General features: G+C 70.5%; 20 protein-coding genes. 11 read left to right on the top strand and 9 right to left on the bottom strand.

The features are described 5' to 3' along the window. Positions 1–55: 55 nt before the first annotated feature. Positions 56–535, top strand: coding sequence for a hypothetical protein (locus tag ABD705_RS11955; RefSeq protein ID WP_344783860.1), 480 nt, complete (start codon positions 56–58; stop codon positions 533–535). Positions 536–550: 15 nt separating this feature from the next. On the opposite strand, the gene lepA is transcribed toward ABD705_RS11955, so the two are convergent. Together lepA and ABD705_RS11945 are read right to left on the bottom strand one after the other, a co-directional pair. Beyond that, positions 551–2,401 carry a translation elongation factor 4 gene (gene lepA / locus ABD705_RS11950; RefSeq protein WP_344783858.1) on the bottom strand — a complete coding sequence of 617 codons (1,851 nt, stop codon included), beginning with the start codon at positions 2,399–2,401 and terminating at the stop codon, positions 551–553. Continuing rightward, positions 2,340–3,248 carry a cytochrome c oxidase assembly protein gene (locus ABD705_RS11945; RefSeq protein WP_344783856.1) on the bottom strand — a complete coding sequence of 303 codons (909 nt, stop codon included), beginning with the start codon at positions 3,246–3,248 and terminating at the stop codon, positions 2,340–2,342. The genes lepA and ABD705_RS11945 overlap by 62 nt, the downstream gene beginning before the upstream one ends. A 102-nt stretch (positions 3,249–3,350) precedes the next feature. On the opposite strand from ABD705_RS11945, the gene ABD705_RS11940 reads away from it, so the two are divergent. Beyond that, positions 3,351–4,091 (top strand): alpha/beta fold hydrolase, encoded by a 741-nt coding sequence (locus ABD705_RS11940; RefSeq protein WP_344783854.1) that lies wholly within the window; start codon positions 3,351–3,353, stop codon positions 4,089–4,091. Here the strand turns inward: ABD705_RS11940 and ABD705_RS11935 are convergent. Continuing rightward, positions 4,024–5,304, bottom strand: a complete 1,281-nt coding sequence (locus ABD705_RS11935; protein ID WP_344783852.1) for an MFS transporter — start codon at positions 5,302–5,304, stop codon at positions 4,024–4,026. The two genes, ABD705_RS11940 and ABD705_RS11935, sit on opposite strands and share 68 nt — an antisense overlap. 217 nt (positions 5,305–5,521) lie before the next feature. Here ABD705_RS11935 and rpsT point away from each other — a divergent pair, with 217 nt between their 5' ends. Beyond that, the gene (rpsT, locus tag ABD705_RS11930) at positions 5,522–5,782 is read left to right on the top strand and encodes a 30S ribosomal protein S20 (RefSeq protein ID WP_344783850.1); all 261 of its coding nucleotides are present in this window, start codon (positions 5,522–5,524) and stop codon (positions 5,780–5,782) included. Positions 5,783–5,852: 70 nt separating this feature from the next. Here rpsT and holA read toward each other — a convergent pair whose 3' ends face one another. The 6 genes from holA to pabB all read right to left on the bottom strand — a co-directional run bounded on the left by holA (position 5,853) and on the right by pabB (position 14,579). Beyond that, the gene (holA, locus tag ABD705_RS11925; protein ID WP_344783848.1) at positions 5,853–6,896 is read right to left on the bottom strand and encodes a DNA polymerase III subunit delta; all 1,044 of its coding nucleotides are present in this window, start codon (positions 6,894–6,896) and stop codon (positions 5,853–5,855) included. Positions 6,897–6,979: 83 nt separating this feature from the next. After that, the gene (locus ABD705_RS11920; RefSeq protein ID WP_344783846.1) at positions 6,980–9,286 is read right to left on the bottom strand and encodes a ComEC/Rec2 family competence protein; all 2,307 of its coding nucleotides are present in this window, start codon (positions 9,284–9,286) and stop codon (positions 6,980–6,982) included. A 1-nt stretch (position 9,287) separates the two neighbouring features. Further along, positions 9,288–9,887 carry a ComEA family DNA-binding protein gene (locus tag ABD705_RS11915; RefSeq protein ID WP_344783844.1) on the bottom strand — a complete coding sequence of 200 codons (600 nt, stop codon included), beginning with the start codon at positions 9,885–9,887 and terminating at the stop codon, positions 9,288–9,290. A gap of 148 nt (positions 9,888–10,035) precedes the next feature. Continuing rightward, entirely contained in the window at positions 10,036–10,647 is a 612-nt protein-coding gene (locus tag ABD705_RS11910; protein WP_344783842.1) for a DJ-1/PfpI family protein, read from the bottom strand. Between the two features lie 59 nt (positions 10,648–10,706). Beyond that, positions 10,707–13,235 (bottom strand): leucine--tRNA ligase, encoded by a 2,529-nt coding sequence (gene leuS / locus ABD705_RS11905; protein ID WP_344783840.1) that lies wholly within the window; start codon positions 13,233–13,235, stop codon positions 10,707–10,709. 72 nt (positions 13,236–13,307) lie between these two features. Further along, positions 13,308–14,579, bottom strand: a complete 1,272-nt coding sequence (pabB, locus tag ABD705_RS11900; RefSeq protein ID WP_344783838.1) for an aminodeoxychorismate synthase component I — start codon at positions 14,577–14,579, stop codon at positions 13,308–13,310. A gap of 41 nt (positions 14,580–14,620) precedes the next feature. Between pabB and ABD705_RS11895 the strand changes: the two genes are divergently transcribed. The 8 genes from ABD705_RS11895 (at position 14,621) to ABD705_RS11860 (ending at position 22,474) form a co-directional block, all read left to right on the top strand. Continuing rightward, on the top strand, positions 14,621–15,316 hold the full coding sequence (locus ABD705_RS11895) for a DedA family protein (RefSeq protein WP_344783836.1): 696 nt from the start codon (positions 14,621–14,623) through the stop codon (positions 15,314–15,316). A gap of 5 nt (positions 15,317–15,321) precedes the next feature. Then, complete coding sequence (locus tag ABD705_RS11890; protein ID WP_344783834.1) at positions 15,322–16,380, top strand: App1 family protein phosphatidate phosphatase; 1,059 nt, start codon at positions 15,322–15,324, stop codon at positions 16,378–16,380. A 203-nt stretch (positions 16,381–16,583) separates the two neighbouring features. Next, positions 16,584–17,921 carry an ABC transporter substrate-binding protein gene (locus tag ABD705_RS11885; RefSeq protein ID WP_344783831.1) on the top strand — a complete coding sequence of 446 codons (1,338 nt, stop codon included), beginning with the start codon at positions 16,584–16,586 and terminating at the stop codon, positions 17,919–17,921. A gap of 21 nt (positions 17,922–17,942) precedes the next feature. Continuing rightward, positions 17,943–19,088: a carbohydrate ABC transporter permease gene (locus ABD705_RS11880; RefSeq protein ID WP_344783829.1), complete on the top strand. Its 1,146-nt coding sequence runs from the start codon at positions 17,943–17,945 to the stop codon at positions 19,086–19,088. Beyond that, on the top strand, positions 19,085–20,044 hold the full coding sequence (locus ABD705_RS11875; protein ID WP_344783827.1) for a carbohydrate ABC transporter permease: 960 nt from the start codon (positions 19,085–19,087) through the stop codon (positions 20,042–20,044). The genes ABD705_RS11880 and ABD705_RS11875 overlap by 4 nt, the downstream gene beginning before the upstream one ends. 44 nt (positions 20,045–20,088) lie before the next feature. Continuing rightward, positions 20,089–20,799, top strand: coding sequence for an SOS response-associated peptidase (locus ABD705_RS11870; RefSeq protein WP_344783825.1), 711 nt, complete (start codon positions 20,089–20,091; stop codon positions 20,797–20,799). After that, positions 20,796–21,752 (top strand): 3-methyladenine DNA glycosylase, encoded by a 957-nt coding sequence (locus ABD705_RS11865; protein WP_344783824.1) that lies wholly within the window; start codon positions 20,796–20,798, stop codon positions 21,750–21,752. Before ABD705_RS11870 ends, ABD705_RS11865 begins: the two co-directional genes overlap by 4 nt. Continuing rightward, positions 21,749–22,474 carry a DUF805 domain-containing protein gene (locus tag ABD705_RS11860; RefSeq protein ID WP_344783822.1) on the top strand — a complete coding sequence of 242 codons (726 nt, stop codon included), beginning with the start codon at positions 21,749–21,751 and terminating at the stop codon, positions 22,472–22,474. The genes ABD705_RS11865 and ABD705_RS11860 overlap by 4 nt, the downstream gene beginning before the upstream one ends. Positions 22,475–22,479 lie beyond the last annotated feature (5 nt).

The raw sequence follows: 22,479 nt of genomic DNA, 5'->3' as shown, positions 1-22,479 counted from the left end.
CGTCATGCGCCGCCGGGCACCACCAGCCCCAGCTCGTAGGCGGCGATCACCGTCCATGCGCCAAAGGTACCGCCGGGCGCTGGGGGCCGCGCTGGCGGTGGTGGGCCCCGCCGGGTTCAGCATCTCGAACGCCACCGGGCTCACGATCGTGGCCCTGGCCCAGCAGCCCGATCGGGACGCGGCGTTCCAGACGGCGCTGGCCGTCACCGGTGACACGGTCCTGGGCACCGTGGGCACGGTCGGCTTCGTGCTCGAGATCGTCGCACAGCTGGGGATGCTGCTGGTGATCATCGGTCTGGTGCGAGTGCGGCTGGTCAACGCCTGGGTGCTGCCGCTGCCGGTGCTCGGGATCGCGGTCAACGCCGTCGTGGGGACGATGGCGGCGACGCTCGTCGCGGACCTGCTGCGTCTGGCGGCCGGAACGTGGATCGCGATCGGCCTGGCCCGCGGCAACCGTGCGCAGTGGCTCGGAGCCGCCCCGCCGCCCGCCGCTCAGGGGCGCCGGGCGCGGGCCGCCGCGGTGGACATCGCCTGACCCGGAGGCATCGGGCTACTTCTTGACCTTGCCCTCGACGTCCCCCGAGAGTGCGGCGATGAACGCCTCTTGGGGGACTTCGACGCGCCCGACCATCTTCATGCGCTTCTTGCCCTCCTTCTGCTTCTCGAGCAGCTTGCGCTTGCGGGAGATGTCGCCGCCGTAGCATTTGGCCAGCACGTCCTTGCGGATCGCGCGGATGTTCTCGCGCGCGATGATGCGCGCGCCGATGGCGGCCTGGATGGGCACCTCGAACTGCTGGCGCGGGATCAGCTTGCGCAGCCGTTCGGTCATCATCGTGCCGTAGGCGTAGGCCTTGTCGCGGTGCACGATCGAGCTGAAGGCATCCACCCGCTCGCCCTGCAGCAGGATGTCGACCTTGACCAGGTCGGCCTCCTGCGTGCCGCTGGGCTCGTAGTCCAAGGACGCGTACCCCTGCGTGCGGCTCTTGAGCTGGTCGAAGAAGTCGAACACGATCTCGCCCAGCGGCATGTCGTAGCGCAGCTCGACGCGCTCCTGGGAGAAGTAGTCCATGCCCAGCAGGCTGCCGCGGCGCCCCTGGCACAGCTCCATCACGGCGCCGACGTACTCCTTGGGCAGCAGGATCGCGGCCTTGACCATGGGCTCGGCAACCGTCGCGACCCGGCCGTCCGGGTACTCGCTGGGGTTGGTGACGGTCACCGTCTCGCCGGTGTCGGTCGTGACCTCGTAGATCACGCTGGGGGCGGTGGTGATCAGGTCGAGGTCGAACTCGCGTTCGAGCCGTTCGGTGACGATCTCCAGGTGCAGCAGGCCGAGGAAGCCGCAGCGGAACCCGAATCCGAGCGCGACCGAGGTCTCCGGCTCGTAGGCCAGCGACGCATCCGACAGCTTCAGCTTGTCGAGGGCCTCGCGCAGCTCGCCGTAGTCGCTGGCATCGATCGGATACAGCCCCGAGAACACCATCGGCTTCGGGTCGGTGTAGCCGGGCAGTGCCTGCTGCGCGGGCTTGCGGGCATCGGTCATGGTGTCGCCGACGCGGGACTGGCGCACGTCCTTCACCCCGGTGATCAGATAGCCGACCTCGCCGACGCCCAGGCCTTCGGCCGGGGTCGGCTCGGGGCTGGACACGCCGATCTCGAGCAGTTCGTGGGTGGCTCGGGTGGACATCATCAGCACCCGCTGGCGCGGCGTGAAGCTGCCGTCGATCATCCGCACGTAGGTGACCACACCCCGGTAGGAGTCATAGACCGAGTCGAAGATCATCGCCCGTGCCGGCGCGTCCGGGTCGCCGACGGGCGGCGGCACGGCGGCGACGATCTCGTCGAGCAGGTCCTCGACGCCGGCGCCGGTCTTGCCCGACACGCGCATCACGTCGTCCGGGCTGCCGCCGATCAGGTTCGCCAGCTCGGCGGCGAAGCGGTCGGGGTCGGCGGCGGGCAGATCGATCTTGTTGAGCACCGGGATGATGCGCAGATCGTGCTCCAGCGCCAGGTACAGGTTCGCGAGGGTCTGCGCCTCGATGCCCTGCGCGGCATCCACCAGCAGCACCGCGCCTTCGCAGGCGGCCAGGGAGCGCGAGACCTCGTAGGTGAAGTCGACGTGGCCGGGAGTGTCGATCATGTTCAGCGCGAAGGTCTGCGCACCGGTGGACCACGGCATCCGCACGGCCTGGCTCTTGATCGTGATGCCGCGCTCGCGCTCGATGTCCATCCGGTCCAGATACTGCGCCCGCATGTCACGGTCGGCGACCACGCCGGTCATCTGCAGCATCCGGTCGGCGAGGGTCGACTTGCCGTGGTCGATGTGGGCGATGATGCAGAAGTTACGGATCAGCTCGGGAGGCGTCGCGGACGGCTGAAGAGACTGCGTGGCGCGTGGGGACATGTTCCCCCGATTCTACCGGGGCGGCCAGCGCGGCCCCGCTCAGGTGGGCCTGCATCATGGCGTCGTAGTCTTCGTCGCTGAGCTCGTCGTACGACTTCGCCTCGCGGCGGTCCATCCGCATCCAGCGGAACATCAGGATCAGCAGCACGGGCACGTCGCCGATCTCCGCGATGAACCAGAGGAAGTCGCCGGACAGGTGCTGGTCGTGCAGCGGGTTCGGCCACCACGAGGCGGTGCCGACGATCGTCGGCGCGTGGTCGAGCACGGCCCCGTTCAGGCGCAGCAGGATGCCCGGGATCGAGTCGATCACCAGCTCGACGAACGCGAGCAGGAACTCGACCGTGATGAACAGGCTGGTCTGCGTAGCTGCCAGCGCCCCCAGCGGCAGCACCAGCAGCAGGCCCAACAGCCCCACGATCAGGCCGAGGCCCTCGTCGATCCAGCCGGCGCCCCGCAGCGTCCAGCCCAGCGGCGTCAGGAACAGGCAGAAGATCCCGGCCACCAGTGCCGAGCCGACCATCGCATTGCCGAAGATGCGGACGACCCGCGTGTGCAGCACCTTCACGACGCGGCCCGCCCCGGTGGGCCCGGTGGCCTGCTGGATCAGCTGCAGCGGCTGACCGAGCGAGATCAGCGGCGCCATCACGAAGATCAGCAGTGCGATGCGCGTGGTGAACGCCCAGCGCAGCTGGCCGCCGTAGGCGCCGAGGAAGCCGAGCTCGATGACGGCATACGAGCCGAGGCCGAGGCCGAGGAACATCAGCGTGCGGTGCAGCGGCCAGGAACCGCCGCGACGGGCGACGCAGTGCACGCCCCACAGGTACGACACGGCCGCGACCACAAGCACGCCGATCGTGAGCGGGTCGGCGCGCCAGGTGGTCAGGAAGATGGGAATGGAAGGCGTGGCTACAGAATACGCTCGTGCACGAGGACCAGATCGGAGGCGACGATGACGGTGCAGGTGGTGCTGGTGCACGGCATCCGCACGTCGGCGACGATGTGGCGCGCCCAGGTCGAGCATCTGCACGGGCTCAGGATTCCGGTCACGGCCGTGGACCTGCCCGGACACGGCACCCGCATGGACGAGCCGTTCACCCTCGACGGTGCGTTCGCGACCATCGACGCGGCCGTGACCGACGCGGCGACCCGCGGTCCGGTGCTGCTGTCCGGCCACTCCATGGGTGGCCTGGTCTGCACGGCGTACGTCGGGCGTGCAGACCCTCCCCCGGTCGCGGCGTTCATCGCGGCATCCTGCACCGCGATCCCGCGCGGAGCGGGCCTGGCCGCGTATCGCTTTCTGGCACGCCGGGTGGATGCGCTGCCCGACCATGGCATGTGGCTGGCCGAGCAGCTGACCGAGCGCACCCTGCCGCCGCAGACCCGGGCCGACTTCGGCGCCGGCGGCTATGCCTTCGCTGCGCAGGACGTCGCGCTGGCGAGCCTGTCGGTGCTGGATCTGGTCGCGGCGCTGCGCAACATCACGATCCCGATGTGGTTCATCAACGGCCAGTTCGACCAGCTGCGGGTCAACGAGCGGATGTTCACCCGACTGGTGCCGCACGCCGAGCTGATCGTGGTGCCGCGCACGACGCATCTGGTGACCGCGATGCGCCCGCGCGTGTTCAACGCGCTGCTGGATCTGGCCGTGGCGACGCTGGATGCACGCGCTCGCGGGCACGACCCGACATGAGGCCGCCGCCCACCGAGAACACCGCGCTGACGATCAGCAGCAGCCAGAACCCGCCGACCAGGCCCACCAGCAGCGCGCCCACCAGCGGCCCGACCAGCTGGCCGAGCGCCGCCGCGGTGTTCACCAGGCCGAGGTCGCGCGCGTTGTCGTCGGCATGCGGCAGCAGGTCGGTCGCGAAGGCGAGCCCCACCGTCGAGAACGCGCCGTAGCCGAGTCCGAGCAGGGCCGCCGCGACCATCGTCGTGGTCAGTGACGGGCGGATGACGATCACGATGGCAGCCAGCGCCTGCACGATCGCCGAGCCGACCGTCAGGGTGCGGCGCGCTCCGGTGCGATCGGACCACCAGCCTGACAGCACCGAGGCGATCACGACGAAGACCGTGTAGACCACGATCACCAGCAGCAGGTTGTCCTCCGCCTCGGGCTGCGGCTGCCCGAGGCCGTACATCAGGAAGAACAGGAACAGCGTGGTGGGCAGTGCGTTCCCGACGTTGGTGACGAAGCGGCCCGAGACGACCCAGCCGAAATCCCGGTCGCGCAGCGACTCCCAGCCGAAGCCGCCCGCGCACCGCGCGCTGAGTGCGGCATCCGGGGCCGGATCCGGCAGCAGCAGCGCCGCCGCCGTGCCCACGATGGCCGTGAACGCGGCGAGGGTGAGGTAGCCGGCGAGCACCGTGAGACCCAGCAGCACCACCGCGCCTACGCCGAGCACGATGCCCACCGCCTGCGAGGAACTGGCCGCTGCGGCCGCCGCGCCGCGCTGGGTCTCGGGCAGCTGATCGGCGATCATCGCCGTGAAGGCGGCCGACGCGACCGCGATGCCGATCGAGACGCCCGTCCATGCCACCCCGATCCACAGCGGGGTCTGGGCGAGTCCGGTGAGCACGAGGCAGAGGGCCGTGAGCAGACTGCCGCCGACCGCCCACGGCCGGCGCCGCCCCCAGGGCGTGCGGGTGCGGTCCGAGAGCGCCCCCGAAAGCGGGCCTGCGATCACACCGGCCACGCCGCCGACGCCGAGCACGATGCCGGAATAGACGACTCCGCGCACCCACGTGTCGGCGGCGCCCGGGGTGTTCAGCTGGCCGGGCAGCAGCAGTTGCACCGGCGTGAGCTGCACGGTCCAGATCGCGAGCCAGGCCAGCGTGAACACCACGAACCAGCCCTTGCCGACCTTGGGCCGGCCGGCCGACGGGGCGCGTGCGGGAGGCGTCATCGCTGCTCCTGGAACGTGGTGGTGCGAGTGAATCGGGTGTGAAGATCATCATGCACCCGCGGCCCGCCGCGTCACCGCAGCGGGTGCGGGGCGCGCGGGCTTTGCTGGTAGACTCACCTACTGGCTTGCGTGTGGGTTCTTCCCACACACGCCGTAGGGCACCCCTCTCGTGCTCAGCGGCACTGAACCGATCCTCCGAACGAAAGAATGTCCACACGTGGCGAACATCAAGTCGCAGATCAAGCGCAACAAGACCAACGAGAAGGCGCGCGAGCGCAACAAGGCCGTCAAGAGCGAGCTGAAGACCGAGGTGCGTCGCACCCGCGAGGCCGTCGCCGCCGGTGACAGGGCCGCCGCCGAGAAGGCTTTGGTGCGTGCCGCCCGCAAGCTCGACAAGGCCGTGAGCAAGGGTGTCATCCACCGCAACCAGGCAGCGAACCGCAAGTCGTCGATCGCCAAGCAGGTCGCCGCTCTCTGAGCCGCAGCATCCCGTCCCCGCACGGTTGCCAAGCCCGTCCCGGTCCGCCGGGGCGGGCTTCGTCGTCTGCTCAGCCGCCGAACGGCCGGCGGGTGGCGATCACCGTGATCATCCGCTCCAGCGCGAACACGGCGTCTCGGGATGCGCCCTTCACGTCGGCGTCGGCGCGGGCCGCGGCCTGGATCGCGCGGCCGAGGCTGGATTCGTTCCAGCCGTTCAGGTCGCGCCGGGCGCGGTCGACCTGCCAGTCCTTCATGCCGGTGTCGGCGGCGATCGCCGCCGACGACCCGCGCTTGCCGGCCACCCGCGCCATGGTGCGCAGCTTCATCGCGACCGCGGCCACCAGCGGCACCGGGTCTGCCCCGGACGCCAGCGCGTGCCGCAGCGCGATCAATGCGTCACCGTAGCGGCCGGCGATGGCCGTGTCGGCCACCGTGAAGGCGGATGTCTCGACCCGGCCGCCGTAGTACCGCTCGACGGTCTGCGCGGTGATGCTGCCGGGGGCGTCGGCGATCAGCTGCTGGCAGGCCGCCGCGAGCTCGTTCAGCTCGCCGGTGAACGCCGAAACCAGCGCGCGCAGCGCCGCCGGCTCGATCTTCTTCTTCGCGGCGGCGAACTCCCCCGCCGCGAAATCATGCCGGTCGCCGTCGCGCTTGATCGCCGCGCACGGCACTTCGACGCCGCCACCGGCGCCGGCACGCACGGCATCCAGCAGCTTCTTGCCGCGCACCGTCGCGCCGGTGTGCCGCAGCACGACGGTCGCGCCGTCCTGGGGATGTTCCAGATAGGACAGCGCCTCGGTCAGGAACGCATCGGATGCCTTCTCGACGCCGCCCACGCGCACCAGTCGGGGCTCACCGAACAGCGACGGCGAGGTGAGCCCGAGCAGGGTGCCGGATTCGTAGTCGTCGGCACGGATGTCGGAGACCTCCAGGCTCGGGTCCTCGGCGCGCAGATAGTCGCGCACCGCCGAGATCGCCCGCTCGGCACAGACATCCTCGGGTCCCGAGACCAGTACGATCGGGGCGGGCTGCGGACGCCGCCAGTCCAGCTGCGCAATCACGGTCCGCGCCGACCCGCGGGACGTGCGGGCGGGTGCGCGACGAGTGGCCATGCGACCAGCCTAGCCAGCACCGCCGACACTGCCCCGACAGGGTCGGTCCGAAACCTGCTACCCCTGTGGAAGCGGTGGCAGCGCTACGGCGGTGCGTGCTCGCGCCAGACCCGCACACTGTCGCCATCGGACGCCACCGCCACGACGCCGTCCTGGTCGGTGCGTCCGATCGTGTAGCCGTCCGCGCGCAGAAAGCTCAGCGTCTCGGTGCGCGGGTGCCCGTAGTCGTTGTCGGCGCCGACCGAGACCAGCGCGACCGCACCGCCGATCGCACGGTAGAGTTCGGGCGATTGATCGGCGCTGCCATGGTGCGCGACTTTGACCACCGGGTAGGGCGGGTCCAGCGCACCCGACCCCAGCAGCGCGCGCTGCGCGAGCGCATCCAGGTCGCCCAGGTACAGGGATGCCGGCACCCCGCCGCCGCGCACCTCGACGGCCACGCTGGCATCGTTTCCCGACGTGAACACCCGGTCCCCGGCGCGCGGCCACAGCACCGTCCAGGTCGCCGCGCCGAGGGTGCCGGTCATCCCGGCGTAGGCGTCGAGCAGGACGATGCCGTCGGCGGCCAGGCCCGCGAGCATCCGCTCGTCGTCGGCGCCGGACGGCGGACCGTGCAATGCCCGGATCACCCGGTCGCGCACGCCGTCGAGCCCGCCGACGTGGTCCAGGTCGTAGTGGGTGAGCACGAGCAGGTCGACGCGCCGGATGCCGAACCGGTCCAGGCACGCGCGCAGCGCGGCCGGATCCGGTCCGGTGTCGACGAGGGCGACGGCGCCCGCCGAGCGGATGAGCACGGCGTCGCCCTGCCCGATGTCGCACGCCGCGATCGTCCACGTCGACGGCACGGTGAGGGCCCCGGCGACGGTGCGCAGCGCCGCCGTGCCGGCGGCCACTCCCACCAGAACCGCCAGGAAGCCGGCGGCGGCGATGCGCAGCATCCGGGCCCCGCGCCGTGCGCCGTGCGGCAGCAGCACCACCACGATCGCGGCACCGGCGAGCGTGAGTCCGACGGCGCCGACCCAGCCCTCGGCCCACGGCAGCGCACTGGCCGGCAGGCTCGCCGCGGTCGTCGCGGTGGTGCTGATCCAGGCCGCCGGCAGCCAGGTCAGTGCGACCAGCCCGGAGGCGACGACCGGGATCGGGGCGGCCAGGCACGCCGCCAGCCCCAGCACCGTCGCGACCGGGGCCGCAGGGGCCGCGAGCAGATTGGCCACCACGCCGTACAGCGGCACAGTCGGGTTGATCAGGATCAGCAGCGGGCCGCAGGCGAGCTGGGCCGCCAGTGGCACGCCGAGTGCCAGCGCGAGCAGCTGCGGCAGGAACCGGGTCATGCCGCGCGCGAGCGGTGCGGCCAACACCAGCAGCGCCGCCGTGGCGGCCACCGACAGCGCGAAACCCAGAGACCCGGCCAGCCACGGATCGGCGATCAGCGCGGTGACCACGGCCAGGCACAGCAGTGCGATGCCGGCACCGGTGCGCCCCAGCAGCACGCCGAGCATCGCGATGGCAGCCATCGCCGCCGCCCGCACCACACTCGGTTCGGGGGTGACCAGCAGCACGAAGCCGCCCAGCGCGAGAAGCGCCACGGCGACGCGCACGCCGCGACGGGCGCCGCACAGCGCGGCGGCCGCGAACGCGAGCCCCACCACGATCGCGCAGTTCGCCCCCGAGACCGCGGTCAGATGCGACAGCGACGACGCCTTCATCGCAGCATCCAGCTCCACGGTCACGCCCGCGGTGTCGCCCACCGCCAGCCCGGGGATCAGCCCTGCGGCCGGTTCGGGAAGCCCACGGGTCGCCCGTGCCAGAGCGTGGCGCAGCTCGGCGACGGCCGCCAGCACGCCACCGGGAGCATCGACGACGTGCAGGCCGCGCTGGGCGCGCACCACCAGCACGGCCCGCCGGCCGGGGTCGGTGACGAACGCGGTGCCGTCGGCGATCACGCGTGCGCCGATGTCGGGGCGGTCATCCGAGCGGATCGTCGCCGGCACGTCCACCGCAAAGCGGGTCGGGCCGACGTCGATCCGGTCGGCGTGCGCATCGAAGGCGATGTCGCCGGCGGCCGTGCGCTCGGCCTTGCCCACCACCGTCGCGTGCACGCTGATCGCCCGGTCACCGCCGACGCCCAGGTGCACCGCGACGTCGCGCGCCGGCTGCGCGAGGGCCACGTGGGATGCCGCGGCCGCCGCCAGGGCGAGGCTCACGGCGGCTATCGCCCAGAGCGTGCGCCGGCGCCGGCCCGGGCGAGCGGTGACCGCGACCAGCACCAGCGCGGCCGCCCACAGCGCGCCGGCGATCCACGCCGCCGCGTGCGGCAGGTACACGGCTGCGCCGGCCGCACCCCACCCCGCCGCGGCGGCCGGTACCAGGCGCAGGTCGCGGACACGCACGTCAGACCGTCACCAGGTCGCGCAGCGTCTGCAGCATCTTCTCGCCGATGCCCGGCACCGCCAGCAGATCTTCGACGCTCGTGAACCGGCCGTTCTCTGCACGCCACTGCAGAATGCGCTGCGCCATCGCCGGGCCGATCCGCGGCAGCGTGTCCAGAGCCGCCTCGTCGGCGGTGTTCAGGTTGATGCGCCCGTCGGCAGAAGCTCCTGGGGATGCCGGCGCCGTCGCCTGGTCGCCGATGCGCGGCACCACCAGCTGCTCGCCGTCGGCGACGGGGCGCGCCAGGTTCACCCCGTCTCGGGCGGCATCGTCGGCGAAGCCGTCGGCGGCGGCGACGGCATCCATCACCCGCGCCCCGGGCGCGAGCAGGTAGAGGCCCGGTGCGCGCACCGCACCCGACACATGCACGTATGTCTGCCCACCCGCCGGCGTCGCGCCCGCGGTCTTCTGGATCGTGACGACCTCGGTCGGCGCGGTCGCCCCGCGGAACATGCCGATCGCCACCGTGACGGCAAGGGCGGCCAGCACGACGACCACCGCTGCGCCCGCTCCGAGGCGATGCCGGGTGGGCGCGCGTGGATCGGATGCGGCAGGCGTCACCGCACCACGCTAGGCACGCCGGCGCCGCGTACCGCGGGCATGCGGACGATCCGTGGACAACTCGCGCCCGGAGGCCGCCTGGGGAGGAGCCGCTGCGCCGCTCTGACGCTGACGGTCCCTCGCAGCGGCCCGTGTCAGCGCGGAAGGGTCAGGCCAGCCCGTAGTAGGTCGCGAACGGGTCCCAGTTCGGGTCGGGGTGGACCTCCAGTTCGATCTCCCGCGCCGTGGTCTGCGCTGCGTCGGTCCCGCTGAAGTGCCCGATGAGCGCGGCGGTCATGTCCAAGCCCGCGGCGACGCCCGACGACGTCCACCGGTCACGGTCGTGCACCCACCGCGCCTGCGCAACCCACTCGACGTCGTCGCCATGGGCGGACGTCCAGGCGAAGGCCCTCTTGTTCGACGTCGCCCGGTATCCCCCCAAGAGCCCGGCCGCGGCCAGGAGTGCCGATCCAGTGCAAACCGAGGCGACGATCTCTGCCCCGCCGGCCCAGGCCGAGAGCCGAGAGAGGAACTCCGGATCGTCAGCCAGCGGTCTGGTCCCCATCCCACCGGGCACCATCACAATGGCGGGTGTTCCCGCGGTCTCGAACGTCTCGGTGGCGATGACCTCGGCGCCCTGGCTGCTGCGTATCGCACCGGCGCGGGGTGCCACGTAAGTGATGGGGTACTCCTCCGAAAGCCGGCTGAGCAGTTCGACCGGGCCGAACACGTCGAGCACCTCGAAGCCGTCGAACAGCACCATCCCGACGCTTCTCGTCATCCGTTCCATGATCCCATTGTCGCGCCGTCCCGCGCCCGACGGCCGCGGGTAGGGACCGGCTACTTCGTGCTGAAGCTGACCACCTTCGGTGCGCGCACCACGGCGCGCCGGATGTCACGGCCGGCCAGCGACCGCTGCACCCGCTCGTCGTCCCGGGCCAGCGCCTCGAGCTCGTCGGCGTCGATCGCCGTGGGCACCTCGAGCGTCGCACGCACCTTGCCGTCGATCTGCACGATCGCCGTCACGGTCTCCTCGACCAGCAGCGCCTCGTCGGCGGCGGGCCAGACGGCCAGGCCCACGAACGGCTCGTGCCCGAGGATCGACCACATCTCCTCCGCGGTGTGCGGCGCCACCATGTCGAGCACCAGGGCGGTGACCTCGGCCGCCTCGCGCACGGCCGGGTCGGCCGGACCCACACCGCTGTCGATGGCCTTGCGCGTGGCGTTGACCAGCTCCATGAGCCGCGCCACGACGACATTGAACTTCGTGTGCTCGACCAGTGCGGGCACGTCGGCCAGCACGCGGTGGGCGATCCGCCGCAGCCCGGCATCGCCGGTTGCGGCATCCGCCCCTGCAGGCGTGGCCACGTCCTGGGCGACCCGCAGCGCACGCGCCAGGAACTTCGTGGCGCCGGTGGCCGACACATCCGCCCAGTCCTTGTCGTCTTCCACGGGGCCGGCGAAGGCCAGCGCCGTGCGCAGCGCGTCGGCGCCGTGGGCATCGAGCTCGTCCTGGAAGACGACCAGGTTGCCCTTCGACTTCGACATCTTCGCGCCGTCCAGGATCACCATGCCCTGGTTGATCAGGCTCGAGAAGGGCTCGTCGAAGTCGACCAGACCCATGTCGTGCAGCACCTTCGTGATGAACCGCGCGTACAGCAGGTGCAGGATCGCGTGCTCGACACCGCCGATGTAGAAGTCCACCGGCGCCCAGCGTGCGGCCTCGTCCGACGGGAACGCATGCGCGTCCGAGGCCGGCGACATGAAGCGCAGGAAGTACCACGAGCTGTCGACGAAAGTGTCCATCGTATCGGGGTCGCGGCGAGCCGGTGCGCCCGTGGCCGGGTCGGTCGTGGTGACCCACTCGGTGGCCGCGCCCAGCGGCGACTGGCCCTTGGGCTTGAGGTCGAGGTCCTTCGCCTGCGGCAGCAGCACCGGCAGCTGATCGGCCGGCACGGGCACGATCCGACCGTCGTCGGTGTGGATCATCGGGATCGGCGTGCCCCAGAACCGCTGTCGCGAGATCAGCCAGTCGCGCAGGCGGAACGTCGTAGCGGCGCGACCGGACCCGCGCTGCTCGAGCTCGGCGATCATTCCGGCGATGGCGTCCTTCTTGCCCCGTCCGTCCAGCGCCCCGGAGTTGACCATGCGGCCCTCGCCGACCAGCGCCTGACCCGTGACGGTCGGGTCGAGTTCGGCCAGGGATGCCTCACCCTCGGCGCCCGTCGTCGTGTCGACGACGACCTTCACCGGCAGGTCGAAGGCGCGGGCGAAGTCGAGGTCGCGCTGATCGTGTGCGGGCACGGCCATGACGGCGCCGTGACCGTAGTCGGCCAGCACGTAGTCGGCGGCCCAGATCGGCAGCCGCTGCCCGTTGACCGGATTGATCGCATAACGGCCCAGGAAGACACCCGTCTTCGGCCGCTCGGTGCTCTGTCGCTCGATGTCGGTCTGCTTCTGCACGCGTCCGAGGTATTCCTGGAACTGCAGACGAACGTGTGCGGGCGCGTCGCCGACCAGCTCGGCAGCCAGATCGGAGTCCGGTGCCACGACGAAGAACGTCGCACCGTAGAGCGTGTCGGGGCGCGTCGAGAACACCGTGACCTTGTCGGCGCGCCCTTCGATCTCGAAATCGATGTCGGCACCGACCGATCGGCCGATCCAATTGCGCTGCATCTGCACGACCTTCGACGGCCAGTGGCCTTCGAGTGCGTCCAGGTCGTCCAGGAGCCGGTCCGCATAGTCGGTGATGCGGAAATACCATTGCGTCAGCTTCTTCTTGACGACCTCGGCGCCGCAGCGCTCGCAGTGCCCGTCGACGACCTGCTCATTGGCCAGCACCGTCTGATCGTTCGGGCACCAGTTGACCGGGCTGGACTTGCGATACGCCAGCCCCCGCTCGAACAGGCGCTGGAACAGCCACTGGTTCCACCGGTAGTACTCCGGGTCGCTCGTGTGCAGCTCGCGGCTCCAGTCGAACGAGACGCCGTACTGGTGAAAGCTCTCCTTCTGCTGGGCGATGTTCGCGTAGGTCCACTCGCGCGGATCAGCACCCCGCAGGATCGCGGCGTTCTCGGCGGGCAGACCGAACGAGTCCCAGCCGATCGGGTTGAGCACGTTGTAGCCGCGATGCCGCCAGTAGCGAGCGACGACGTCGGAGTACAGATAGTTCTCGGCGTGCCCCATGTGCAGGTCGCCCGACGGGTACGGGAACATCGCCAGGATGTACTTGCGCGGGCGGTCGTCATCGGCTCCCCCGGCGCGGAACGGATCCTGCTGGGCCCACCGCTGCTGCCACTTCGCCTGGATCGCATGCGGGTCGAAGACGCCGTCGGCGGCGGCGATGCCAGAAGCAGTGGTCTGAGACACGGAGGAAAGCCAATCGCAGGGTAGAGATGAGGCGCGAAATGCGTACCCTTCAGGATACCCGACCGGCCGTTTTCACCATCCGTCGGGCACGGCGGCGCCCAGCGCCGCCAGCGGGGCGCGTGCCTTCAGCCCCACCTCGGCGACCTCTGCGGCGGCATCCGACCGCCAGGTGATGCCGCCGCCGGCGCCGACATACGCGCCACCGGAGTGCACGACGATCGAGCGGATCACCATCGCGAGGTCGAGCCCGCCGGCGGCGCCGATCCAGCCGAAGCAGCCGGCGTACACGCCGCGCGGTCCGGTCTCGATCCCGTGCAGCAGCGTCATCGCCGACAGCTTCGGCGCGCCGGTCATGCTGCCGGCGGGGAACACGCCGTCCAGCACCTGCCCGACGGTCGCGTCCTGCGGCAGCCGGCCCGACACGGTGCTGACCAGCTGGTGCACCGCCGGGTAGCTCTCCACCTCGAGCAGCCGCTCGACGCGCACTGTGCCCGGCTCGCACACGCGGGCGAGGTCGTTGCGCATCAGGTCGACGATCATGATGTTCTCGGCGCGCTCCTTCACGCTGGCCAGCAGCTCGGCGGCCTGCGCGGCGTCGGCGGCGGCATCGCCCCCGCGAGGCCGGGTGCCCTTGATCGGCCGGGTGCGCAGCGTGCGGCCTTCCACCTGCACGAACCGCTCGGGGCTGGCGCTGAGCAGCGCGACGCCGCCGCTGCGGATCACACCGCCGTGGTGGGCGGGACTGTCGGCGCGCAGGCGCAGGTAGGCGTCGATCGGGTCGACGTCGCCGGTGACGGCGAATCGAGTCGTCAGACACAGCTGATAGGCGTCGCCGGCCCGGATGGCATCTCGGCAGCGGGCGATCATCTCGGCGTAGGCGGCGGGCTCGTCGCGGGAGCGGGCGATGAGTGCGCGCGCGGGTGCCTCGCCCCGCGCGGGCGCGGCGCAGTCGACGTCGATATCACCGCCGCGCCAGGCGCGTCCGGCCTCATGGTCGAAGGCGACCAGGCCGTGCACGCGCAGCCACCGCTCGGCGAGAGCATCTGCGTCACCGGCGGCCACCGGGGCCCCGGCGCGCGCCGCGCCCGGCTCGTAGCCGATCCAGCCCACCCAGCCGCCGGTGAACCGGTCCACACCGCGGGCCTGATCATCGCCTGGGCAGCGCGCGGCGTGCACGACCTGGGGCGCCGCCACCTCGCCCCAGCCGACCCAGCTGCAGCCCGAGTCGGCGTCAGGTCCGGCATCCAGCCAGAACACATCGGCGTGCTCGGCGGCGACAGCGCAGAAGAGCTCAGCGGGGTCTGGCCACGTCGGCAGGGGCCGCAGTGCGAAGGGAGGTGTCACCCTCTCAGGCTAGAGGGAGCAAACCCTTCTATGCTCAGCAGATGAACGAGGTGCTCACCGTGCTCCTCGACGCGGTGCAGGGCGTCGAGCCGGCACTGCGCGTTCTGATCGCGGCGGTCGCGATGCTGCTCGAGACCAGCGTGCTGATCGGGCTGCTCGTGCCCGGCGACACCATGGTCATCGTGGCCGGCACCGCGGTGGTCACCCCGTGGGAGGGCGTCTGGCTGGTCGGGGCCATCGTCGCCGGGTCGCTGACCGGCGAGAGCATCGGTTTCTGGCTGGGCCGGATGCTGGGACCGAGCATCCGCGCGTCTGGATTGGGGCGCCGGCTGGGCGAGGCGAACTGGCAGCGCGCCGAGAACTATCTCGCGCGGCGCGGTGGCCTGGCCATCTTCGTCTCTCGATTTCTGCCGATTCTGCATTCGCTGGTGCCGCTGACGGTGGGCATGAGCACGTACAGCTACCGGCGCTTCCTGGCCTGGACCGCCCCGGCATGCCTGCTCTGGGCGAGCGCCTACGTGTCGGTGGCCAGCGTCGCCGCCGGCACCTATCGCGACATGGCCGCACGGCTGCACTTCGCCGGCTACATCTTCGTCGGCGTGATCGTGGGGTTCCTGATCCTGGTGCTGGTCGTGAAGAAGGTCATCGAGCGCGTCGAGCGCCGCCACCTGGCCGCCACCCCGGGTGCCGACCACGCCGAGTCGGCTGACACGATCTCGCCCGGCGTGGGAGACTGAAGTGGATGCCCAAGAACAGCGCCGCGGCGCGCCGCGCCAAAGTGCTGTGGCTGGCCCGCCTCGAATACCGCTTCCACGCCTGGCGTGAGCGGCGTGCGCGGCGCAGCGGTCTGACGCCGACCGTCGCCGCGTTCCCCGGCTACGGCGGCGAGGATTGGGTGCGCGTGCTGGGCCGGGTGCTGATCACCCCTCCTGCCCGCGATCGCGGCGACGGTGAATACGCGCGGCTGCGCGGCTGGCGCAGCTTCGTCGCGGTACCCATCGGCTTCGCGCAGGTCACCGTGCGCATCGACGGGCAGGCGCACGACGTGGTGGCCGACCGCGGCGGCGTCGTCGACACGGTGCTGCCGGCCCGGCTCGTGCCGGGATGGCACCGCGTCACGATGTCGGTAGAAGACGGCGAACCCGTCGAGACGCGCGTGTTCATCGTCGGAGCCGACGTCGCCTTCGGGGTCGTCTGCGACGTCGACGACACGGTCATGGTCACCGCGCTGCCGCGCCCGCTGCTGGCAGCGTGGAACTCGTTCGTCGCCGACGAGCGCGCCCGGCAGCCGGTGCCGGGGATGTCGGTGCTGCTGGAGCGACTGGTGCGCGAGAACACCGGCGCGCCGGTCGTCTACCTGTCCACCGGCGCATGGAACGTGGGGCCGACCCTGCTGCGTTTTCTGGGGCGCCACCTCTTTCCGGCCGGAGCGCTGCTGCTGACCGACTGGGGCCCGACCCACGACCGCTGGTTCCGCAGCGGCATCGATCACAAGCAGTCGAACCTGACGCGCCTGGCCGCCGAGTTCCCGCATGTGCGCTGGCTGCTGGTCGGTGACGACGGTCAGCACGACGACGCGATCTACACGGCGTTCACCGGCGCGCACCCGCAGAACGTGGCCGCAGTCGCGATCCGACGGCTCTCGTCGACCGAGGCGATGCTGGCCGGCGGCCGCACCGCCGTCAACGACCATTCCGCGGCACAGGTGCCCTGGGTCGCCGGTGACGACGGCGCCGAGCTGCTCGACCGACTGGAAGAAGTCGGCGTGCTGCGCGCCGACGACGCGACCGACCGCAGCTGAGCGCCGCCGCGTCCGACGGCCGACCCGCCGAGCGGCGGCTGTGACCTTCCGATGCGTTCGGCAATCGTTCACTGTGCGCAACGGTCGTCACTGTGGCCCGGTTCTAGCGTGGACACCGTGTTTCGCGAAGCGCATCTGGCCGGCGAACTGCACGTGTGAGGTCGCGACCGGTGCGACGCGGACACCTGGGCAAGGAGGCAATGATGCGCAGAGCACTGCGTCGCACGGCAATCATCCCGCTTTCCCTCGCAGCAGTGGCCGGCATGGCGCTGGCCGGCTGCTCGGCGGGGGCCGGCAGCAATCCGAAATCGACCACGGTGAAGGGGTCGACGGTGACGATCTACACCCCCGACACCGGCACCGAGGCCACCGAGCTCGAGGCGTCCTGGTCGACGTGGGCGACACAGCAGGGCATCACGATCCAGTACACCGGCGACAAGGACTTCACCGCGAACATCGCGACCAAGATCCAGGCGAACGACCTGCCCGACATCGCGATGTTCCCGCAGCCCGGGCTGCTGGCCAGCGCCATCCAGACCGGCAAGGTCAAGCAGGTCGACGCCGCGACGGCCGCCAGCGTCAGGCAGAACTTCTCAGCCGACTGGGTCGGCTACGTCAGCAGCAAGGGCAAGATCTACGCGACCCCGATGGATGCCTCGGTCAAGGGATACATCTGGTACTCGCCGGCGCAGTTCCGGAAGTGGGGGGTGTCGGTGCCGAAGACCTATGCCGACCTGCTCAGCCTGACCCAGACCATCCAGCAGAAGACCGGCAAAGCACCATGGTGCGCAGGGTTCAACTCGGGCACGTCGTCCGGCTGGCCCGGCGCCGACCAGCTCGCCGAGATGGTGCTCGCCGACTCGGGTCCCAGCGCCTATGACAAGTGGGTGGCCGGCACCACGAAGTTCACCGACCCCGCGATCGACGATGCCTTCACGCAGCTGGGCAAGATCCTGCTGAACCCGAAGTATGTCAACGCCGGTTTCGGCAACGTGCCGTCGATCAACTCCACCGCCTTCGGTGACGTCGCCACGCCGCTGGCCAACGGCACCTGCGCCCTGACGAACCAGGCCACGTTCCTCGAGGCCAGCTTCGCCACCGCCAAGACGGCGGCCGGCAAGACGCCGACAGTCGGACCGAACGGCGACATCTGGGCGTTCCCGCTGCCGGGCCCCACCGCCGGGCAGACGTCGGTGATCGGCGGCGGCGACTTCGCGGCGGCGTTCGATTCCAACGCGGCGACGCAGAAGGTGATGCAGTACCTCTCCAGCGCCGATTGGGCCAACAGCCTGATCACCGTTCCGAACGCGTCGTTCCTCAGCGCCAACAAGGGCCTGCAGGCGTCCGGCGAGAAGGACCCGCTGCTGCAGAGCGCCATCAAGATCCTGCAGGACCCGAACACGACGTTCCGCTTCGGCGCCGATGACGCGATGCCCAATGTCGTCGAGACGGAGTTCTGGACCGGCATGGTCGACTGGATCAACGGCAAGTCCCAGGCCGACGTCGAGAAGGAGATCCAGGCGTCCTGGCCGACGAGCTGACGCCGATCGAGAGGCGCGGGGATGTCTGCGTTCTTCACTGCGCTGGCGGGGCTGCCCCCGCTGGCGCAGATCCCGATCGTGATCGCGGTGTTCCTGGTCGTGATCGGCCTGATCCTGTTCTTCGTCGAGATCGCGCCCCGGTCGGGCCGCGGGTACTCGATCCTGCGGCTGATCGTGGCCGTCGGCGTGCCGGTGGCGGCCCTGCTGATCCTGGGCATCGAGCGCGGCGCCTTCTGGGTGCTGATCCTCGGCGCGGTCCTGGGCGGCGGGCTGTTCTGGCTGGATTACCGGGCCCGCAGCGGCAGAGGATATCTGCTGCAGCTGATCGCGTTCCTCTCCCCCGCCGTGCTGCTGCTGGTGATCGGACTGGTCTATCCGGCGATCCAGACGTTCGTCAATTCGTTCCTGAGCAATGACGGCAGCAAGTTCGTCGGGCTGCAGAACTTCATCTGGGTCTTCACCGGCGGCAGCACCGGCCTGTTCGCCTTCATCAACACGATCGTCTGGGTGCTCATCGCCCCGGCCGTGGCCACCGCGATCGGTCTGGCCTATGCCGTGTTCGTCGACCGCAGCCGCGGCGAGAAGGTGCTGAAGGTGTTCATCTTCATGCCCGTGGCGATCTCACTGGTGGGGGCATCCATCATCTTCAAGTTCTTCTTCGACTACACCCAGGGCAAGCAGATCGGGCTGCTCAATCAGATCGTGGTGTGGTTCGGCGGCGAGCCGGTGTCTTGGCTGCAGCACTACCCGGCGAACATGTTCTTCCTGATCATCATCCTGATCTGGACCCAGACCGGGTTCGCGATGGTGCTGATCTCGTCGGCCATCAAGGGGGTTTCCTCCGACCAGATCGAGGCCGCCGAACTGGACGGCGCGAACGGCTGGCAGCGGTTCTGGAACGTCACCGTGCCCGGCATCCGGCCCACCATCATCGTGGTCTGGATCACGATCTCGATCATCTCGCTGAAGGTGTATGACATCATCGCCACCACCACCGGCGGGCAGAACGACACCACCGTGCTCGGCTACGAGATGGTCAAGCAGATCCGCATCCTGCCGCCGCAGTCCGGGCACTCGGCCGCGCTGGCGCTGCTGATCTTCGTGCTGGTCACGCCGTTCATCGTCTACAACGCGCGCAACCTCCGCAAGCAGAGGGAGATCGGATGACCGTCACCGCTGCACAGACCCGCACCCGCCGCCGCGGCCGGCAGACCGTCGACGGGTCGCCGCTGCACCACACCCACCGGCGCCTGACCAGCGTGTGGGCGACCGTCGCCGCGCTGGTGATCGCGGTGGTGTGGACGATCCCCACCTTCGGCCTGTTCGTCTCGTCGTTCCGCCCGCCCGCCGACATCACGACGAGCGGCTGGTGGACGGCGTTCACGAACCCGCAGTTCACGCTCGAGAACTACATCAACACGCTGAACTTCAACGACACCATCACCGTCGGCGAGTCGTTCATCAACTCGCTGACCATCTCGATCCCGGCGACGGTGTTTCCGATCACGATCGCGCTGATGGCCGCCTATGCGTTCGCGTGGGTCGACTTCAGAGGCAAGGACGCGCTGTTCATCGCCGTGTTCGCGCTGCAGGTGGTGCCGCTGCAGATGGCACTGGTGCCGCTGTTGAGCATGTACTCCAACGGCCTGACGATCTTCGGACTGCAGATCTTCCCGGGGCTGCAGCTGAACGGGCTGGCCTCGAGCTTCGCGCAGGTGTGGATGTCGCACACCATGTTCGCGCTGCCGCTGGCCATCTTCATTCTGCACAACTCGGTCGCCGCCATCCCGTCCGACGTGATCGAGGCGGCGAAGATGGACGGCGCCGGGCACGGCCAGATGTTCTTCCGCATCGTGCTGCCGCTGTCGATGCCGGCCGTGGCGGCCTTCGCGATCTTCCAGTTCCTCTGGGTGTGGAACGACCTGCTGGTCGCGACGATCTTCGCCCCCGGTGCGAATGCGCCGATCACGAAGCTGCTGACCGACCTGTCGGGCACGTTCGGCCAGCAGTGGTATCTGCTGTCGGCGGGCACGTTCCTGGGCATCATCGTGCCGCTGATCGTGTTCTTCACCCTGCAGCGGTTCTTCGTGCGCGGACTGCTCGCCGGTGCCACCAAGGGCTGATGTCCGGGGCCGGGTGTGTCGGACCCGCCGCGTAGGCTGGCGGCATGTGCGGGCGGTTCGTGGTGGCCAATGTCGGGTCGGAGCTGGTGGGGGTGCTGCGCGTGGACGTGACCGGAGCGGATCTACCCGCGCCCTCGTACAACGTCGCGCCCACCGACCAGGCCGCCATCGTGCTGGATTCGAGCAAGACCGAGCCGCCCACCCGCCGCCTGGAGTCGGCTCGCTGGGGGCTGGTGCCGAGCTGGGCGAAGGACCTCTCGACCGGCGCCCGGGCGATAAACGCACGCGCCGAAGAGGTCGAAGACAAGCCCATGTTCCGCCAGGCCCTGATCAGACGGCGGGCGGTGGTCCCGGCGTCCGGCTACTACGAGTGGAAGCGCGTCGGCGACGCGAAGGTGCCGCACTACATCCACCCGGCAGACGACGCGCCGCTGTTCTTGGCCGGCCTGTACGAGTGGTGGAAGAACCCGGCCCTGCCCGACGACGATCCCGCGCGCTGGGTGCTCAGCTTCACGATCCTCACCCGGGACTCCATCGGGCAGCTCGGCTCGGTCCACGACCGGATGCCGCTGTTCCTGGACCCGGACTTCGCCGACGCCTGGCTGGATCCGTCCGCCGACAACGTCGGCGACATCCTCGACGCCGCCATCGACGCCGCCCCCGACGTCGCCGCCGGTCTCGACGACCACGTCGTCTCGAAAGCCGTCGGCAATGTGCGCAACAACACGCCCGAGCTGATCGAGCCGCTTCCGTGAGCACGACCGTTTTCGCGCGTGCCACGGTGCTGACGCGCGAGCAGTGGCAGGCGCAGGAGGCCGTGCACGTCGCCCGTGCCGAAGCGCTCACGGCCGGCCATCGGGCGCGTGCGGCGCGGAGCGTGCAGCACCCGGTCGAGGACTTCCTGTTCACCTACTACTCGTACAAGCCGAAGGTGCTGCGCCGCTGGCACCCCGGCGTCGGCGTCGAACTGGCCGATGCCCACGCCCGTGCCTGCTGGCGCTGGTACACCTCCGGCGATGCGCCCGGTACGGCGCGGGTGGATGCCGCGGCCTACCGCGCCGAGAAAGCCACGCTGATCGATGCCGTGCACCGCATCCTGCACTCGACCGCCGGCCGTACGGGGCGGTTCGGCTGCTTCGGCCTGCACGAATGGGCGATGGTGTACCGGGATGGTGCGCACCGGCATCCGCTGCCCCTGCGGCTCGGGCAGCAGGCCACGGACGCCGTGGTCGAGTCGCACGAGCTGCGCTGCACGCATTTCGACGCGTTCCGTTTCTTCACGCCCGCGGCGGTGCCCCGCAACGCACAGCCGCTGCGCCGCGACACGGCACCGGACGCCGAGCAGCCCGGGTGCCTGCACGCCAATATGGACCTCTACAAGTGGGCAATCAAACTCGGTCCGCTCGTGCCGGGCGCGCTGCTGCTGGATGCCTTCGAGCTGGCCCGCGACATCCGCACCCTCGACATGGCCGCCTCGCCGTACGACCTGACCGAGTGGGGTCTGGCTCCGGTGCCGATCGAGACGGCCGCGGGCAAGGCCGAGTACGTGCACCGGCAGCGCGGCTTCGCCCAGCGCGCCGACCTGCTGCGGCGCCGCCTGCTGGACGTGCTGGATGACGGCCCGCTCTGGTGCCGGCCGTCGCGGCCCGATGCGGCCTGCGGGTACGGTGGGATGACCGCAGCAGCAGAAGGAGTCGATGACCCGTGAGCACGAGCAGCCCGCAGCCGCCCGCCGGCTGGTACCCCGACCCGCAGGGCGACGGGAATCAGCGCTGGTGGAACGGGGTCGCCTGGGCCGATCAGACCAGGCCCGCACCGGTGCCGCCGCCCCCCGCGAGCCCGTTCGCAGCACCCGGCGCCCACCCCGGCGCGCCATACTCGGGCGCGCAGTACCCCGGCGCGCCGTACTCGGGCGCCCGGTACCCGGCCTCGCAGCCGCCTTATGCGGGTGCCGCACGACCCGGCTACGACGTGCCGAGCGGCTACCAGGCCCAGTCGGGGTACGGATATGCGCCCGTCCCTCCGATCGGCGCGTGGCGCTCCGCGATCGACGACCGGCCGACGGTGACCGGCATGGGCGGCGCGATCCGCACGGTGTTCGCCAAGTACGCAGTGTTCGAGGGTCGGGCCTCCCGCGCCGAGTACTGGTGGTGGATCCTGTTCTACTCGATCATCGTCGCCGGCGGCTATCTGCTGGCCGCCATTGCGGGCGTCGGGCTCGGCTACGGCCGCGGACCCGGCACCCTGTTCGGGCTGATCTATCTGCTGTTCGTGGTCTGGATGCTCGTGACGGTGGTGCCGTATCTCGCACTCAGCGTGCGGAGGCTGCGCGATGCCGGCTACCACTGGGGATTCCTCTTCCTGTCACTGATCCCGTTCGGCGGCATCGCCGTGCTCGTGATGAGCGCCCAGCCCAGCCGCCACCCCTGACGCGC

Source organism: Microbacterium kribbense (assembly GCF_039537285.1).
GTDB lineage: Bacteria > Actinomycetota > Actinomycetes > Actinomycetales > Microbacteriaceae > Microbacterium > Microbacterium kribbense.
The sequence above is the reverse complement of the archived record's forward strand: the minus strand, read 5'-3'. Positions and strand labels throughout refer to the sequence as shown.

Excerpts from the sequence above, each read along its gene's own strand:
- lepA (WP_344783858.1), bottom strand. The coding sequence starts at position 2,401 with ATGTCCCCACGCGCCACGCAGTCTCTTCAGCCGTCCGCGACGCCTCCC.
- ABD705_RS11875 (WP_344783827.1), top strand. The coding sequence starts at position 19,085 with ATGACCGTCACCGCTGCACAGACCCGCACCCGCCGCCGCGGCCGGCAG.
- ABD705_RS11955 (WP_344783860.1), top strand. The coding sequence starts at position 56 with ATGCGCCAAAGGTACCGCCGGGCGCTGGGGGCCGCGCTGGCGGTGGTG.
- ABD705_RS11895 (WP_344783836.1), top strand. The coding sequence starts at position 14,621 with ATGAACGAGGTGCTCACCGTGCTCCTCGACGCGGTGCAGGGCGTCGAG.
- ABD705_RS11870 (WP_344783825.1), top strand. The coding sequence starts at position 20,089 with ATGTGCGGGCGGTTCGTGGTGGCCAATGTCGGGTCGGAGCTGGTGGGG.
- ABD705_RS11935 (WP_344783852.1), bottom strand. The coding sequence starts at position 5,304 with ATGACGCCTCCCGCACGCGCCCCGTCGGCCGGCCGGCCCAAGGTCGGC.
- holA (WP_344783848.1), bottom strand. The coding sequence starts at position 6,896 with ATGGCCACTCGTCGCGCACCCGCCCGCACGTCCCGCGGGTCGGCGCGG.
- ABD705_RS11880 (WP_344783829.1), top strand. The coding sequence starts at position 17,943 with ATGTCTGCGTTCTTCACTGCGCTGGCGGGGCTGCCCCCGCTGGCGCAG.
- ABD705_RS11910 (WP_344783842.1), bottom strand. The coding sequence starts at position 10,647 with ATGACGAGAAGCGTCGGGATGGTGCTGTTCGACGGCTTCGAGGTGCTC.
- ABD705_RS11940 (WP_344783854.1), top strand. The coding sequence starts at position 3,351 with ATGACGGTGCAGGTGGTGCTGGTGCACGGCATCCGCACGTCGGCGACG.
- ABD705_RS11885 (WP_344783831.1), top strand. The coding sequence starts at position 16,584 with ATGCGCAGAGCACTGCGTCGCACGGCAATCATCCCGCTTTCCCTCGCA.
- ABD705_RS11890 (WP_344783834.1), top strand. The coding sequence starts at position 15,322 with ATGCCCAAGAACAGCGCCGCGGCGCGCCGCGCCAAAGTGCTGTGGCTG.